The 16,955-nt window shown below is 37.9% G+C and carries 15 protein-coding genes; all 15 read right to left on the bottom strand.

Features of this window, described 5'->3' with window-relative positions:
- Nucleotides 1-78: 78 nt before the first annotated feature.
- On the bottom strand, nt 79-876 hold the full coding sequence (locus NAG76_16830) for a TIGR00282 family metallophosphoesterase (GenBank protein URN93483.1): 798 nt from the start codon (nt 874-876) through the stop codon (nt 79-81).
- Between the two features lie 393 nt (nt 877-1,269).
- Nucleotides 1,270-2,811, bottom strand: coding sequence for a ribonuclease Y (gene rny / locus NAG76_16825; GenBank protein ID URN93482.1), 1,542 nt, complete (start codon nt 2,809-2,811; stop codon nt 1,270-1,272).
- Between the two features lie 209 nt (nt 2,812-3,020).
- Nucleotides 3,021-3,701: a RecX family transcriptional regulator gene (locus tag NAG76_16820; GenBank protein URN93481.1), complete on the bottom strand. Its 681-nt coding sequence runs from the start codon at nt 3,699-3,701 to the stop codon at nt 3,021-3,023.
- A 97-nt stretch (nt 3,702-3,798) separates the two neighbouring features.
- Nucleotides 3,799-4,848, bottom strand: a complete 1,050-nt coding sequence (gene recA / locus NAG76_16815; GenBank protein ID URN93480.1) for a recombinase RecA — start codon at nt 4,846-4,848, stop codon at nt 3,799-3,801.
- 237 nt (nt 4,849-5,085) lie between these two features.
- Complete coding sequence (locus NAG76_16810; protein ID URN93479.1) at nt 5,086-6,339, bottom strand: competence/damage-inducible protein A; 1,254 nt, start codon at nt 6,337-6,339, stop codon at nt 5,086-5,088.
- Between the two features lie 97 nt (nt 6,340-6,436).
- Entirely contained in the window at nt 6,437-7,012 is a 576-nt protein-coding gene (gene pgsA, locus NAG76_16805; protein URN93478.1) for a CDP-diacylglycerol--glycerol-3-phosphate 3-phosphatidyltransferase, read from the bottom strand.
- A gap of 83 nt (nt 7,013-7,095) precedes the next feature.
- Nucleotides 7,096-7,587 carry a YajQ family cyclic di-GMP-binding protein gene (locus tag NAG76_16800; GenBank protein URN93477.1) on the bottom strand — a complete coding sequence of 164 codons (492 nt, stop codon included), beginning with the start codon at nt 7,585-7,587 and terminating at the stop codon, nt 7,096-7,098.
- A gap of 34 nt (nt 7,588-7,621) precedes the next feature.
- Nucleotides 7,622-8,479, bottom strand: coding sequence for a helix-turn-helix domain-containing protein (locus tag NAG76_16795; protein ID URN93476.1), 858 nt, complete (start codon nt 8,477-8,479; stop codon nt 7,622-7,624).
- Between the two features lie 20 nt (nt 8,480-8,499).
- Nucleotides 8,500-9,267: a DUF3388 domain-containing protein gene (locus tag NAG76_16790; protein URN93475.1), complete on the bottom strand. Its 768-nt coding sequence runs from the start codon at nt 9,265-9,267 to the stop codon at nt 8,500-8,502.
- A gap of 280 nt (nt 9,268-9,547) precedes the next feature.
- Nucleotides 9,548-9,799 (bottom strand): DUF3243 domain-containing protein, encoded by a 252-nt coding sequence (locus NAG76_16785; GenBank protein URN93474.1) that lies wholly within the window; start codon nt 9,797-9,799, stop codon nt 9,548-9,550.
- 167 nt (nt 9,800-9,966) lie between these two features.
- The gene (locus tag NAG76_16780) at nt 9,967-10,716 is read right to left on the bottom strand and encodes an SDR family oxidoreductase (protein ID URN93473.1); all 750 of its coding nucleotides are present in this window, start codon (nt 10,714-10,716) and stop codon (nt 9,967-9,969) included.
- Nucleotides 10,716-12,002, bottom strand: coding sequence for an insulinase family protein (locus NAG76_16775; protein URN93472.1), 1,287 nt, complete (start codon nt 12,000-12,002; stop codon nt 10,716-10,718). The genes NAG76_16780 and NAG76_16775 overlap by 1 nt, the downstream gene beginning before the upstream one ends.
- A 2-nt stretch (nt 12,003-12,004) precedes the next feature.
- Nucleotides 12,005-13,276, bottom strand: a complete 1,272-nt coding sequence (locus NAG76_16770) for an insulinase family protein (protein URN93471.1) — start codon at nt 13,274-13,276, stop codon at nt 12,005-12,007.
- 109 nt (nt 13,277-13,385) lie between these two features.
- A complete protein-coding gene (gene sleB / locus NAG76_16765; protein URN93470.1) occupies nt 13,386-14,171 on the bottom strand; it encodes a spore cortex-lytic enzyme in 786 nt (261 codons plus the stop codon).
- A gap of 97 nt (nt 14,172-14,268) precedes the next feature.
- A complete protein-coding gene (locus tag NAG76_16760; protein URN93469.1) occupies nt 14,269-16,944 on the bottom strand; it encodes a DNA translocase FtsK in 2,676 nt (891 codons plus the stop codon).
- Nucleotides 16,945-16,955 lie beyond the last annotated feature (11 nt).

The raw sequence follows: 16,955 nt of genomic DNA, 5'->3' as shown, positions 1-16,955 counted from the left end.
GTTAAGAAGATTAATTCCTGCAAATTGTATTTTAATTATTCTAAAGATTCAGACTTTTCAATGTAAAGAAAAAGCTACTTATTGCATAAGTAGCCATGATTCTTCTGTTAAGCGGATTTTCTCAATCTTTGTAGCTCGACCCGTTTGATCATCAAGATCAGCGATGATTCCGTGAAGATGCCACTTGCCTTCATCAACGACAAAACGAGTAGGCATTTGAGTTAAGAAGCGATGCAAGACTGCTTCCTTCTCCATACCTAGTACCCCTTCTTTGGACCCTACCATACCTACATCAGTTAAATATGCAGTTCCTTGCGGTAAGATTGTATCATCGTTTGTTTGTACATGCGTGTGCGTACCAACGACGATAGAAGCTTGACCATCTAAATACCAACCCATTGCTATTTTTTCAGATGTTACTTCTGCATGGAAATCAACAAGTATATGTGGAGTAATTTGTTTAGCCTCTTCAATCAATGCTTCTGCCGTACGGAACGGGCAATCGATCGGAGGCAAGAATGTACGTCCTTGTATATTGATTATAGCAAGCTTTTTACCATGTACATTTATAATTGCCATACCTCTACCTGGAGCTACTTCTGAGAAGTTCGCTGGTCGAACGATTCGAGGTTCATCATCAATCCACTCAAAAATATTTTTATTATCCCAAGTGTGATTCCCCATCGTAATGCCATGAATTCCCCAATTAAAGAAGTCATTCGCAATAGCTCTAGTAATCCCTCTACCTGCTGCTGCATTTTCACCATTAGCAATTATAATATGTGGATTATACTTGTCTCTTAGTGCTGGCAATACTTGACGAACTGCTTCTCTGCCTACACTGCCTACGATGTCACCGATAAATAAGACTTTCATTGTGTACCTTCCTTTGTTGTTCAAAACATCCGCTTGTGATCACGATGCGTATGCTAACGTAGCATACTCGGCGGCGAAGATGTCCCCCATCAAAAGCCTGCGTGTGCTCACGTACACAATACGTACGCTGTACTACTCGTTTCCGCTGTGAGCCATCTTCTTGGTGCTGACAACTGAATGTTTTGAACCTTTATTTGAAGTTTCGAGAATTTGACCGCTTGTGTACAAGTATCGTACACGTTGCTAGGCTTTTTTTCAACGCTTGTGATAATGATGTGATGCTTACGTAGCTTAATCGACATCGAGTATGAAGCGTATGTTAACAACTTTCATTTATAAGCTGAAAAATAGAGAAGTGGCTGAAATCAGCCACTTCTCTATTAACATTCATCGTTATTTTGCATATTCTACGGCACGTGTTTCACGAATAACCGTTACTTTAATATGTCCTGGATAGTCTAGCTCACTCTCGATTTTTTTCGTTATATCGCGAGCAAGACGGAATGCTTCTGTGTCATCAATCTTTTCAGGCTGTACCATGACGCGAACTTCACGTCCAGCTTGAATGGCATAAGATTTTTCAACACCTTCAAAGGATTCAGTAATATCTTCTAGTTTTTCCAAACGTTTAATGTAAGTTTCTAACGTTTCACGTCGTGCACCTGGTCTTGCAGCTGATAAAGCATCAGCAGCGCCGACTAACATTGCTATAACTGAAGTGGCTTCTGTATCACCATGATGCGAAGCAATACTGTTAATTACGACTGGATGTTCTTTGTATTTCTTAGCTAACTCAACACCAATTTCAACGTGTGAGCCTTCTACTTCATGGTCAAGTGCTTTACCAATATCATGTAATAGTCCAGAACGTTTCGCAAGAGTAACGTCTTCACCTAGTTCAGCAGCCATTAAGCCAGCCAAATAAGCAACTTCCATTGAATGTTTCAATACGTTTTGACCATAGCTTGTACGATATTTCAAGCGACCAAGAATTTTGATCAAATCAGGGTGTAATCCGTGTACACCAACTTCAAATGTAGCTTGTTCACCATATTCGCGAACACGATCGTCAATTTCTTTACGAGATTTTTCGACCATTTCTTCGATACGAGCAGGATGGATACGACCATCTGCGACAAGTTTTTCAAGTGATGTGCGAGCAATCTCACGTCTGATCGGGTCAAAGCCAGACAAAATGACCGCTTCCGGTGTATCGTCGATAATTAGATCGATACCAGTCAATGTTTCTAAAGCACGGATATTACGGCCCTCACGACCGATAATACGCCCTTTCATTTCCTCATTCGGAAGTGTTACTACAGATACTGTCGTTTCAGCGACATGATCCGCAGCACAACGTTGAATAGCAAGAGAAATGATATTACGAGCTTTCTTATCAGCTTCTTCTTTGGCTTGTTGTTCAATATCCTTAATCATTTGTGCTGTTTCATGTCGTACCTCTTGTTCAACATTAGATAGAATAATTGCTTTTGCATCTTCCATCGTTAAGTTGGAAATACGTTCTAATTCACTGAGCTGTTGCTTGTAAAGCGAATCGATCTGTTCCTGTGTTTCCTCAATTCGTTTCTCCTTGCTGGCTACAGTCTCTTCTTTGCGTTCAAGTGCTTCTAACTTTTTATCAAGAGATTCTTCTTTTTGAAGCAATCTTCTTTCTAAACGTTGTGTTTCGTTACGACGTTCACGAATGTCCTTATCAGCCTCAGTACGTACTCTATGGACTTCGTCTTTTGCTTCTAGCACCGTTTCTTTTTTAACAGCTTCCGCGTCTTTTTTAGCTTGTTCAACGATTTGAACTGCGGCTTGCTCTGCACTAGAAATTTTAGCCTCAGCAATCGACTTTCGTATCATGTAACCAATCCCAAAGAAAATTGCGCCAACAAGGATACAAATCAAGATCCAGATTAAATCATTCATCTTGTTCACCTCCTTGTTGCATACACCAAGGCATTGCTTGGGATGTTATTGTGTTTTAAACCGGTTCCATACCGTCTCAATTACGTCATTTGACGAATAAATAAACATTTTGTATCAATTCTTGGAAGTTAAATTGAAACAAAATTTGAAGGAATACTATTTCATTTTATCTGTTCACAAATTCAATTGTCAAGCAATTCCCTATTAATCTACTCATCTATATTACTTTTTCGCTCATTTTCTACAAAATGCATGACTTTTCTTATTAATCCACTAGTATATCCCTTGCGAAGAAGAAAAAGTTGCAGCTTTCTTCTTATTTCGCGATCCTCACCCGACAAATTTCGAAGTTTCTTCATTGCTTCGCGACATGCAGCTTCAAACTCATCTTCCTCATCAAGTTGTAGCAATGCCATATCAATAGCGTTCTGTGAAATCCCTCTATTTTTCAAATCCTGAGCAATTCTCACTCGACCTTTACCCTGAATTCTAGTTTTCGATTGTACAAAAGCAATCGCATATTGCTCATCATTGACATAGCCATCACTTTGCAAACGTTCCAGCGCATGTGAAATATGCTCCTCGTTGAATTCATGTCTTTTTAAATAATCTGCAATTTGTCTACTCGATCTAGCTTTTGTTCCAAGGTAACGAATAGCTTTAATATATGCCATATATTTGCCATTCACTTCTATAATCTCGGCAATTAATGAAGAAGTTAAACATTCCCCCTTCATTAATCTATACTTTATGAACATATCTTCGTGCACAACAATAGGTTCTTCGATATGTTCGACGAACAAAATGTATTCTTTATTGTTTTTCCGATCTACTTTCACAGCAGTAATACAATGCTCCAATTGATTGTGAGCAGAATGTAATTCGCTCATCGCTAACATATCCTCCTAAAACTTTTCATTTACAACTTAACTCATAGTATATAAAAATCGCCGTTCTACAATAGAACGGCGATTTCATCAATTATGCTTAAAATTCTTCTTCAAAATCGTCGTCATCATCTTCTGAATGTGCCAAGTCTGTCCCAGTATCTCCATTCAAATCATAAGTTGAACGAATTTGAGTTTCAATGGTTTGAGAGATTTCAGGGTGATCCTTCAAATACTGTTTAGCATTTTCACGACCTTGTCCTAAGCGCTCACCACTGAACGAGAACCATGCTCCACTCTTTTGAACAATATCCATTTCAACACCGATATCGATAATACTTCCTACTTTAGAAATACCTTCACCATACATAATATCAATTTCTGCTTGTTTGAATGGAGGAGCAACTTTATTTTTAACAACTTTAATACGAGTACGGTTACCAACGATATCGTTACCTTGTTTCAACGATTCAATACGACGAACATCTAGACGAACGCTAGAGTAGAATTTCAAAGCACGTCCACCTGGTGTAGTCTCTGGGTTACCGAACATTACGCCAACTTTTTCACGAAGTTGGTTAATGAAAATAGCGATAGTTTTCGATTTTGAAATCGCACCAGAAAGTTTACGAAGAGCTTGCGACATTAGACGAGCTTGCAAACCGATATGAGAATCACCCATATCACCCTCGATTTCTGCTTTCGGTACAAGCGCTGCTACCGAGTCAATTACGATAATATCAACTGCACCACTACGTACAAGTGCTTCAGCAATTTCTAACGCTTGCTCACCAGTGTCTGGTTGAGAAAGTAATAGTTCATCAATGTTAACGCCAAGTTTGCTAGCGTACAAAGGATCAAGTGCATGCTCAGCATCAATAAATGCGGCTTGTCCACCCTTTTTTTGAACTTCTGCAATCGCATGTAGCGCTACTGTTGTTTTACCAGAAGACTCTGGTCCGTAAACTTCAATAATACGTCCGCGTGGATAACCACCAATTCCTAATGCAATATCAAGAGCAAGCGCACCACTTGATATGGTTTCCACTTGCATATGTGTAGATTCACCCAACTTCATAATAGAGCCTTTACCAAATTGCTTTTCAATTTGACGTAAAGCGTTATCTAATGCTGCACGACGATCACTCACTAGATTCACATCCTTCAATATTTATATCTTCATGATAACCTTTTTCTGCCCACTTGCCAACACTTTTTTTCGAACACACATTCGTATTTTTTTCACCTCGTTCCTCATAGCCACTTCTTTAAGCTCCCTAGAACGAAAAAGAACCGTGGCAAAGAATGATCTTTGCTACGGTTCTTCCATAACTATCTCTATTATATACGTTTACAGTTTTTGGAACAAGCTATTTAATTTCAATTATTACACATGTTCCTTAATCGCTTGCCATAATCGATATTGCAAATTTTTCACTGTTTTCAATTGAATGGAATCTCGATCTCCACTTAAAGATAATTGAAATACTTTTGTTTCCCTGCCGCGTGCAGCTATTCCGATGAAAACCATACCGACAGGCTTGCCTTCTGTAGTTCCAGGGCCCGCTACGCCTGTTGTAGACACTCCGTAATCACTATCCAGTAGTTCGCGCACGCGCTCTGCCATAAGCCCAGCAGTCGAGGTGCTAACCGCTCCAGGCGCAGACTCTCCTTCTAAGTGTTCCATTGGTATCCCTAGCAATTTCTGTTTCATATCATTCGTATACGTTACAATACCGCCATCGAAACAATCAGAGCTTGTTGGCACTTTCGTCATTAATAAAGAGAATAAACCACCTGTACAACTTTCAGCTGAGGCAATTGTCAGTTTTTTTGATTGAAGAAGGTGTACAATTTCTACTTCCATTGGAATATCTTCCTGAGCGTATAAATACTCTCCTACGAGTTTATCAATTTCAGTAACGGTCTCATCGATCTTACGGTTTGCTTCAGCAAGACTATCAGCTTTTGTTGAGACACGAATAGAAACTTCACCTTCTTTAGCATAAGGAGCGATCGTTGGATCATCCTGCACCTCAATTAATGGTAGTAACTTTGCCTCGAGATTAGATTCACCAATACCTGCAAATTTAAGAAGACGGCTGTATAAGGGCTTTTCATCTGTCAATACGGTACGTAACCACTCAACAACTGGACCATTCAACATAGTACGCATTTCTTTAGGTGGACCAGGTAGAAGGACGTACATCGTCCCATCTTCAATTAAAGCATTACCAACAGCCAGACCTGCTGCGTTATGAAGTGGCGTTGCTCCGACAATCGAATGGGCTTGCCGCACATTACTTTGTACCATCTCTAAACCTCGTGAGGAAAATAGATGTTCAATTGTTGCCATTGATGGGGCATGTATTTCAAGTTCTCTACCCAAATATTGTGCAAGAACGTCCTTCGTAATATCATCCTGAGTAGGTCCAAGGCCGCCAGTAAACAGCAGGAGATCTGCACGTGTACGTCCGATTTCAATAGCTGAACGAATTCTCTCGGCATTATCACCTACAACCGTTTGAAAGTACACATCTATTCCCAATTCAGCTAATTTCAAAGAAATGTCTCGCGCATTTGTATTTACAATTTGACCCATTAACATTTCTGTACCAACTGCAATAATTTCAGCCTTCATCAATACACCTCATCAACTGTTTATTCTAATAGTTGTAAAATAGTTGTAAAAAAATCTAATAATGCACCCCTTCTATGTTCAGAAGAGGTGCATTACATTATTCCACTGGAATTAATGATTTGTTTTTCAAGAAATAGTCGATACCTGAATAGAGCGTAATTGCAGCCGCAACCCAAGAACAAATAACATCAAATGGGAAGTCGATAAACGCAAAGGGAAAATTATTCAAAAGAATAGCAATAATCATCGTTATTTGAATAGCCGTTTTCCATTTCCCCCAAGTACTCGCAGCAACAACTTTACCTTCAAGTAAAGCGATTTGTCTTAAACCAGTTACCGCAAATTCACGACTAATAATAATGATAGCTATTAAAGCACTTAACTTATCCATTTCAACCAATGCGATCAATACTGCAGCAACTAATAATTTATCAGCTAATGGGTCAAGTAACTTACCTAGATTAGTAACTAAATTGTTTTTGCGGGCAATATAACCATCTACGCCATCCGTACTAGCAGCAATAATAAAAATTAACAAAGCAATTAGTTGAGTATAAGAAATCGTGAAATCAGATACAGTGAACGAGCCTAAGTTCACATTAACAAGCAAGAAAAACATAATAACAGGCACCAAAAATATTCTAGCTATTGTAATTTTATTAGCTAAATTCAAAAAAAACCCTCCAATCAGCCCCACTTATTTCTAATATCGTAGGCCAGACTCCATGACGACCAGTATGTATGTAATCTTATTATCTATCGAAAATTGGTAAATTGCAAATCTATAGGTAATTCAGCTCCACGTAATAAATTCATTACGGCTTGCAAATCATTTTTGCTCTTTCCAGTAATTCGTAATTGATCACCTTGAATTTGACTCTTCACTTTTAGTTTAGAATCTTTAATTAGATTATTGATTTTTTTAGAAATATCTTGTTCAATCCCTTGACGAATTTTAATTTTTTGGCGAACTGCTCCACCAGATGCACCTTCTACTTTTCCATAGTCTAAATTTTTCGTAGGCACACTACGTTTCACCATTTTATCGATTAGAATATCAATCGTATTTTTAAGTTTGTTATCGTCATCACTTAAAATAGTTAGCTCTTCTTTTTCGACTGTAATTTTCGTTTTGCTTCCTTTGAAATCAAAGCGTGTTCCAATCTCACGTTCCGCTTGTGTTACTGCGTTATTTAATTCTTGAAGATCAACTTTTGATACAATATCAAATGAATTTTCGTTACTCATAATAATCCCCTCTCATTAACAAACAAGACGACAGCTATTCAGCTGTCGTCGTATTTTCTACACCAGCTGTGTCTAGTTTTAATAGTATTCTTGCTTTTTCAATATCGTTATCTTCAATAACGACACCATCCAAAGTTGCCTCAATATAACCCGCATATCGCATAACAATATAAACATCTTTCGTTACATCATAGCTAATTGTGTCTCCATCTTGCATACTAGCATAATGAAGTCGCGTTCCGTTTTTACCGCCTTCATATATTTCGATCCAACTAGCACCACCCGATGCAACTAACTTTAAGGAGTATGTGTCTTTCTTAGGACTAACTAAAAACACATCATCTCTACCACTTTTTTCTACAAACGAAATAGATAATGGTGCAATAGTAGGCGTAGGTGTAGGCGTTATAGTTGGAGTTGGAGTCGGTGATGGAGTTATTTTAGAAATATCCGAATTATCGGTAATCTGCTTACCATTCCCACCGGGTTCAGGTGCATCTTCCTTATTAGCGAAATAATACCATATAGCAAAAGCTATTAATGCAATAAAACACCACATGAGCACTGTAAATCCTATTTTTCCGAACTTTTCAGATGAAGCAGAACGCATTCTCTTCGGTTTACGTGCGGGAATTGGTTCATTAATCACTGCTTCAGTAGCAGGCACTTCATCGTGATAATATTTCAATACTTCCTCAGAATCTAACCCAACTACTTCGGCATAATTTTTAATAAAAGCACGAATATAGAATTTACCTGGCAATACATTGTAATCTCCAGATTCTAATGCTTCTAAATAACGTTTTCTAATTTTGGTTACATCCTGTATCTCATCTAAAGACATATTTTTTTCTAATCTAGCCTTTTTTAATACTTCACCTAATTCAGACACATTATATCCTCCTTTCAATTTTAGAATTCTTCAGTATAGTGTGTAGTGAAAGTTTCATAAGTTATTTCTTCATCTGGTGTATTTCGCAATTCAACAATAATATCAAAATGACTGTAATCATAATTTGATTCCCGTATAAAAATGTCTGGATGTTCTATCACTTTCGTGGAAGGCATCGACATAATTTCCTGAATTAAAGAGTAGTGCCGTTCATTAGATCGAATGGTACTAACGATCCCATCAATAATAAAGATATTGTTAGGATCCATTTCTTGATCGGAAAGTTGGCTTCTTACTGTTTGCCTTAATAATGTAGAAGAAACAAATGTCCATCGTTTATTAGAGCATACACTTCCTGCAATAATTGATTCTGTTTTCCCGACTCGAGGCATACCACGAAGCCCAATGACGTAATTACCATCTCGCTTAAATACTTCTCCTAGAAAATCTACTAATAAACCCAATTCATTCCGAGTAAATCTGAACGTCTTACGATCATCTGAGTCGCGTTCAATATAGCGACCATGACGAACTGCCAAAATGTCAACAATGGTTGGAGTTCTTAATTTATTAACAGTAATGTCATCGACCTTCGTTAATAGCTTGCCCAAAAGATCGATTTTTTCATCATCATCTGTTTGTAAAAGTAAGCCACGAGTATGATGATCTACACCATTAATTGTTAAAATATTTACTTCGAGCATCCCTAACAAAGAAGCAATATCACCGAGTAATCCTGGTCTGTTCTTATGTATTGTATACTCCATATACCATTGTTTGTGTTCCAAAACTGTCACCATCCTATGCCATTAAGAAAAAAATATTTATAACCTATTATTTATTCTACAAAATTCAACACTTTCCTGCAAACTTTATGAGAAAACCTTTATCGAAGTCATTCAAGGATGAGCGACCGCGTTTATAAGGTAGAATTTATCGCCAAATAGAATTTGTCCATCGGTACGTCGGAAAATAATAAATTCTATTGTGGTTAAACATCACAGAAAAGCCTCCAATTCAGGAGGCTTTCTGCAGTTCTTAATTGTTGAAGTGAATAATGAGTTCTAGTTACGACTTTTCTGCCAATTTCACCATCAATTTTGCGATGGCATGACGATCAGAATCGTCACCAACATCCCATAATTGCTTCAGAACGGCTTGTTCATTATTTTTTGGGTCAACTCGTTCATCTAGAAATGAACCAATCTCATAAGCAAGGTTAGCAATCGTTTCTTCAGATAAACCTAAAGTTTTCCCTTGCGCTACACGATCCTTCAAAAAATCTTTCCAAGACTCAAACTGATCTAGAACTGATGACATTCAAATCGCCTCCTAGAATTTTGTTTAGCTTCCCGCACAATTATTTTTCAATGAACGAAAGAGGAATGCTAAACTTATTTGTTGATTGTTCTCAACAGATATTATTGTGTGTAATTGCACAATAAGTATGCTGAGACAATAATGCCAACATAGGAAGTTTTGTGTAACTAAGTTAACCAGCCACCATTAGGACTAATAATTTGACCCGTAATATAAGACGATTCCGGCAAGGAAAGGAAGTACACGAGCGAAGCAATTTCATCTGTCGATCCAAAACGGCCGACAGGAATCTCTTGTTCCAAAGCTTCTTTTTCCTCTGTATTGAAATCATTCATCATTTCCGTCTCTACAACTCCTGGTGCAACTGCATTTACAGTAATACCTGATGGAGCAAGTTCTTTCGCTAACGCTTTTGTAAATGCGTTCATTCCACCTTTTGTTGTTGAATATAACACTTCACAAGCAGCACCTGTCATCCCCCATACAGAAGAAACATTAATAACGCGACCGTACTTTTGCGAAGTCATGTGTGGCATAAAGAGTTGCGTGCAAAGGAACATACCCTTTAAGTTGACATTCATTACGTAATCCCATTGCTCTTCTGTCACATCCATCAACATTCCATAATGCGATATACCGCCATTATTAACAATAATATCAGGCTTGACATTCATGCTATCTAATTTTTCTTTCATGCGATGTAGCTGCTCTCTGGAGCTAAGATCAGCTGAAATCGTTATAACTTTCGCTCCAAACGACATACATTCACGAGCAGTTTCATTCGCTTGTTCGTGTGAGTTTAGATAATGAATAACGATCTGATAACCTTCCTTAGCAAAGCGCTTAGCAATTGCAGCACCAATACCACGGCTTCCCCCAGTTATCAATACCGTCATTTCTTGAAACGATCGATTCATTAAGCTTTTGGTGATTCCACGATAGAGATAGCAAGTTGATCAAAATTGAAATGATCTACCAAACGTTGATTAACGTCTGCTAACGTGCACTCCTCATAATATTTAAGCACATTGAACATATCACAATTACGGAATCGGAATTTAGTAAATTCACTCGCGATCGCTTCAGGGGAATTGAGCATTCTTAGATAGCTACCAATTTTTTTACGTTTAATACGATTGAAGTTCTGTTCATTAATACCCGTTTTCAACGTTTGCTTCACATATTGCGAAATCTCTTCAATTAATGTATCTGGCTGAGGTGTGTCTCCGCCAATTACTGAAAATGCGTATTGTTCAGAGCAATTATATTCATAACCAAAAGAATCATAAATCAACTGTTGATCGTATAGACGCTGATAAAATGCTGAACTGCTACCAAAAAGCACATCAAGCATCACTTTGCTAACAACTTCTTGCTTGACAAGTTCTTCACCTGACAAGGTAACTTCTGGTTCTTTGAAGCCTAACATGACTTTAGGTAAAGAAACCGGCAATTGAATAATTTTTTTAGGTTCTTTAATTGGACCTGGTTCAGGCTCAAAGAAACGATTAATATTTTCAATTGGAGTAAAACTTTTACCAGCTTGATTAGCTCGAACTAATTCCAGCATTTGCTCAGCATCTACTCCACCAACAATAAATAACAACATATTAGATGGATGGTAAAATGTGTTGTAACAACGATATAGTGTATCTTTATCAATTTTGTAAATGGATTCAACCGTTCCAGCAATATCTATTGAAATTGGATGTTTTTGATACATGGCTTCAAATAATCCATAATAGACACGCCAATCTGCGTTATCACTATACATATTAATTTCTTGTTCAATAATTCCTTTTTCTTTTTCTACATTTTGCTCCGTAAAATACGGATTTTGCACAAAATCAATTAATGTCATTAAATTCTCATTAATTTGTTCTGTCGCCGAAAACAAATAAACCGTTCTATCGAATGAAGTAAAGGCATTAGCAGCTGCTCCTTGCTTAGCAAAGGTCGCAAAAATATCACCTTCGGGTTCTTCAAACATTTTATGCTCTAAGAAATGGGCAATCCCATCTGGCACTTTAATTGGTGGATTGTTACCAACTGAAAAATGATTATCAATAGAACCATATTTCGTCGCAAAGGTGGCATATGTTTTCTGAAATCCCGGTTTAGGCAATACAACGACTTCTAATCCATTAGGCAGAACTTCACGATATAATGTTTCCTCTACTGCATCATATTGCAAAATATCCATCTTTATACCCCCTGACGATCTCTTAAGAAATAGATCGTATCCAGTTCAACTTGTTGCGCTACAGTCTGCACATCACTAATCGAGATCGCTTGAACTTCTGTCAGTAATTGTTCGATCGTACGATTAGTGTTTGCATATCGATTATTAAAGTCAAAACCAAGCATATCATTCGCACTATCAAACATTTCACGTAATGAATTAGATAACATTGCAATCGTCTGAGACAATTCAACGTCTGAGATATTACCAGCTTTCATCTCGGAAATTTGCTGCTCGATAATGTTCAATGCTTTCTCATAATTAGCAAATTCAATTCCAGATTGAATGGATAATATACCTTTGTGCCCATCTAATCTGGAAGCACAGTAATACGCCAAGCTTTCCTTCTCACGAACGTTAACAAATAGTTTAGAATGAGGATAACCACCTAAAATTCCATTATATACTAATGCAGCGGCATAATTAGGCGAAGCATATCCAGTATTCATTCGAAGTCCTAGATTTAATTTCCCTTGATTCACATCTAGCTGTTCAACAACAGTTTTCACTTCTTCAACGTTATGTTGTACATCTGCACGTTCATATGGTTTAGGAGAACGATCTGGCAGAGTAAAATATTGTTCAATATAGCCGACAACTTCCTCAAGTGTTGTGTCCCCTACGACATAAATGTCTAGTTGAGCTTCTGATAACCACTGTTGATAACGTTCAAATAGTGTTCGTGCATCAACATGTGGTAAATCTTCTAAGCGACCTGCTGCATTAAGGCGATATGGCTCATTCGCACACATCTCTTCCATACAACGTTCAGATGCATAGCGAATTTTATCATTAATAACGGATTCTAATTGTTTTTGCAGAGTCTGTTTTTCTGCATCTACATAAGCCGGTCTAAACTGCCCATTTTCCACGAGTGGATGTGTAACCATTTGTCCAATGTACTTTATTGCTTCTGATAGCAAGGAAACCTCACTTTTCACAAAGCGATCATTAATAACATCCATACGAAATTGTACAAATTGTGTATTGCCACGCTTCGTAATATTAAACCCAAAGCCAGCGCCATATAGTTCATCTAATTGTTCACGCAAGGCAATTGTCTCAGGTTTATTAGCAGTTCCTCTACGTAAAACATATGGAATTAGAGCAGTGGAAGTTACCGTCTCCTCCTGCAATTGTGTACCTGCGAATAAAGTAATAGTAAATGTTTTGAAACGATTTGTAGGTAATACATGTACATTTAAACTTTGTACAGTTCCTTTTTCAAAATTCATTATTATTATGGCTCCTTTCTATAGTAGCCTTCCTTATTATTCTAACTTATGCGAAATGGAAGAAGCAACCACCAGACAAGCTCTGAATGATTGCTTCTTTGCAGCATAATTATTTACAGAAAATATGTTTACCAATTGTCATAATCTGCTGTCTAGTCCAAATCCAACCTGAAGTTGCAGTATCAGGGTTAAAATAATAAATGCAGCCATATGTAGGGTCATTGCCATTAATGGCATCCCTAACAGCTTTCTTCGCAGTTTCATTAGGTGTCAGATAAATCTGACCATCAGCTACCGCAGTAAATGCTCTTGGTTCGAAAATTACTCCGTATACCGTATTTGGAAAATCAGGATGCTTCACTCGGTTCAAAATAACTGCAGCTACTGCTACTTGACCTTCATAAGATTCACCACGAGCTTCACCGTAAACAGCATTCGCCATTAGCTGAATATCATTTTCTGATAATCCTAATAAATTTGATTGACCAGTACTAGTCGAACTAGAATTTCCACTGTTACCTGAGCTAGATCCTGAGTTTGAACCTGATCCAGCAGTCATTGAGGCATTCCACTTCGGAGTTGCTTTGACTAACTTTTGCTTAGTACTCTTACCCACTACACCATCGGATGTTAGACCGAACTCCCATTGAAACCATGTCACAGCATTTTTCGTCTGTGAGCCGAATGCTCCATCAACTGTTCCGTTAAAATAGCCTAAATACTTCAATCTACCCTGTAGTTCACTCACATCAGAACCATATGAACCAACCTTCAATATTGCAGAACTAAAAGTCGGAATAACACCTTGTTCACTATGCTTGTTGTACATGAATAGCGTCGTAAATAGCATTGTTACAATAACGAAAACAGTTATTTTACGTAATTTCATGTTCATTGCGCCTTTCTCCTATTGCATAATCAATAGTCATTTTTGACTTGCACATAGTATGAGAAAAGGAGCTAATTAATATACACATTTAACATTTATTTGGTTACTTGGCATTCCATTGCTCTAGAGAAACGAGTACAGAACGTGGCTTACTTCCTTCATATGGCCCTACAATTGACTTGGCTTCTAGCTGATCAATTATTCTGGCTGCACGAGTGTATCCAATTCGCATACGACGTTGCAACAATGAAACAGATGCTTGTCCACTCTCAATAACAATTTTGGCAGCATCATCGAACAGATCATCATATACTTCATCATAATCATCTAGTTCATCATCAAGTTCTGGAACAATCTCTTCGTTATATTTCACTTCACCTTGACTACTTACATAGGAAACGAGAGCTTCCACTTCTTCATCAGATAAAAATGCCCCTTGTACACGAATCGGTTTGTTCATCCCCATTGGCAAGAAGAGCATATCTCCTCGACCAAGTAACTTCTCCGCACCCGCTACGTCAAGAATAGTACGTGAGTCCACTTGGGATGATACACCAAACGCTATTCTTGAAGGGATATTTGCTTTAATAACACCTGTAATAACATCTACTGAAGGTCTCTGGGTTGCGATTATTAAATGAATTCCCGCTGCACGCGCCATCTGGGCAAGTCTAGCAATGGCATCCTCTACGTCATTGGAAGCAACCATCATTAAGTCAGCTAACTCATCAACAATTACGACGATATAAGGTAAAAATAATGACGCATCATCTTTAACATGTTGATTGTATCCTTCGATATTACGAGTACCTGATTTGGAGAATAATTCATAACGCTTTTCCATTTCCACAACGATTTTCTTTAACGCAAGTGAAGCACGTTTAGGGTTCGTTACTACAGGTGCAAGTAGATGTGGTATTCCATTGTACATATTTAATTCAACCATTTTCGGATCAATCATCAAAAATTTCACTTCATCAGGATTAGCTTTATATAGAATACTAGCAATAATCCCATTAATACAAACTGATTTACCAGAACCTGTTGCACCTGCAACAAGTAGATGCGGCATTTTTGCTAGATTACCAACAATACTTTGTCCTGAAATATCACGACCAAATGCAATAGATAGTTTAGATGCTGCATTCATGAATACTGGAGTTTCCATAACCTCACGCATAGTGACTACGGAAATTTCACCATTAGGAACTTCAATACCTATAGCAGATTTCCCTGGAATCGGTGCTTCCATTCTGACATCTTTAGCCGCTAGTGCAAGTGCTATATCATCTGTTAAACCAACAATGCGACTAACCTTTACTCCTGTAGCAGGCTGGACTTCATATCTCGTGACTGCGGGACCTCTTACAACGTCTAACACCTTCGCACGTACACCAAAACTCTCTAATGTTGCTTCTAGCTTACGACGCGAGTCATACATCTCTACTCCATCTGAACCCTTTTGCATATTAACTGGTTTATTGAGTATGGTAAATGGTGGCATCTGATAAGGGATAGCTGCTGGCTCGGCAATTGCCTCTATTTTCCCCGCGTTGTCTCCATTATTGTTCTCCGTTATGAATACATCAGAGGTAACTGCTTGTCCCTCAGGATAATCATAATCATCACTGCTATCGATAGTGTCATTACTATCGTCACTGTTCATAGGATGTAATTCGTCCTCTTGTGCGACCAGCTCATCTTGTTGATCTAATCTTGCTGATCTATCTTCAAATTGATCAACTTGAGGATACTCATCAAGAGGGACTTGTAGCTCAGAGTGTTCATTCACTTGCCAATCTACATCATGATCAATTTCTTGATCTAGTAGGTGACGGTTAGACTCACTGCTAGTTCTTCCAAGTAGCGCCGCATTGGAATGCTCAGCGAAAATTTCTTCTTGCTCTTCAACTATCTCTTCATATTGCTCAAGTACATGATCATTCGCTTCAAGCTTCTCTTGATGATTCAATTCCCATTCATCGTCATGCACTTCTGTTTGATCTTGATTCCACTGGAAGAAATAAGATTTACGCTTCGGTTTCGTAATCTCAACTTGAATTTCTTCTTGCTCATCATCATCATCGTCTATGTAATGCACATCTTTGCTTACTTTTGATAAAGCTTTTTGTCTAGCCCGAACTACTCCGATTTTTGCTACTACTAATTTAATAAAACGAGTTAACTTCACTCTAATAAAACGAAGCATCTCTACATATGATCTACCAGTAATTAGTAAAATAGAAATAAGATACATTACAATATTAATAATTAGAGCGCCGTAATAGCCAAATAACATAAATAATAGCGAGTATTGAATCGCCCCGACGTAACCACCACTTATAGATAAATCACGAATGGAAGTACCTTGGGCCATTTCTGTGTCAAATAACTGAGAACGAATCTCCTGATCCAATGATTTCATAATCATTGATCCAGTAATTGAACTATTGTCCAATCCCATATACCTTGCATTAATATGAGAAATCGAACTACTTAAAGTTAGTGCTAATAGCAATACGACAATACCTGTTTTCCTCGTACTCCAACCACTAGGCCATGCACGCTTAACCATTACTGCTAATCCAAAGACTACACCTGTAATTGCAAGTGCGAAGTAAAATTTCCCTAGAAAAACACCAAACAATTTCGATAATGCTTGACCAACCGTCGCTTCCCCTGAGAGAGCTATCATCGATATTGTAATAATAAGAATACCGTATACTTCATATTTCAGTTGAGATCCAAACGATCTCTTCTTTTTCCTTTTCTTGGCCAATAAGCTCCCCT

The organism is Candidatus Pristimantibacillus lignocellulolyticus (assembly GCA_023639215.1).
Classification (GTDB): domain Bacteria; phylum Bacillota; class Bacilli; order Paenibacillales; family Paenibacillaceae; genus Pristimantibacillus; species Pristimantibacillus lignocellulolyticus.
This window is presented reverse-complemented; position numbering and strand designations above follow the sequence as displayed.

Bases quoted from the DNA above. Each gene is read 5' to 3' on its own strand.
- sleB (URN93470.1), bottom strand. From the start codon at position 14,171: ATGAACATGAAATTACGTAAAATAACTGTTTTCGTTATTGTAACAATG.
- rny (URN93482.1), bottom strand. From the start codon at position 2,811: ATGAATGATTTAATCTGGATCTTGATTTGTATCCTTGTTGGCGCAATT.
- NAG76_16830 (URN93483.1), bottom strand. From the start codon at position 876: ATGAAAGTCTTATTTATCGGTGACATCGTAGGCAGTGTAGGCAGAGAA.
- NAG76_16810 (URN93479.1), bottom strand. From the start codon at position 6,339: ATGAAGGCTGAAATTATTGCAGTTGGTACAGAAATGTTAATGGGTCAA.
- NAG76_16775 (URN93472.1), bottom strand. From the start codon at position 12,002: ATGGATATTTTGCAATATGATGCAGTAGAGGAAACATTATATCGTGAA.
- NAG76_16780 (URN93473.1), bottom strand. From the start codon at position 10,716: ATGAATCGATCGTTTCAAGAAATGACGGTATTGATAACTGGGGGAAGC.
- NAG76_16770 (URN93471.1), bottom strand. From the start codon at position 13,276: ATGAATTTTGAAAAAGGAACTGTACAAAGTTTAAATGTACATGTATTA.
- NAG76_16820 (URN93481.1), bottom strand. From the start codon at position 3,701: ATGAGCGAATTACATTCTGCTCACAATCAATTGGAGCATTGTATTACT.
- NAG76_16785 (URN93474.1), bottom strand. From the start codon at position 9,799: ATGTCATCAGTTCTAGATCAGTTTGAGTCTTGGAAAGATTTTTTGAAG.
- NAG76_16800 (URN93477.1), bottom strand. From the start codon at position 7,587: ATGAGTAACGAAAATTCATTTGATATTGTATCAAAAGTTGATCTTCAA.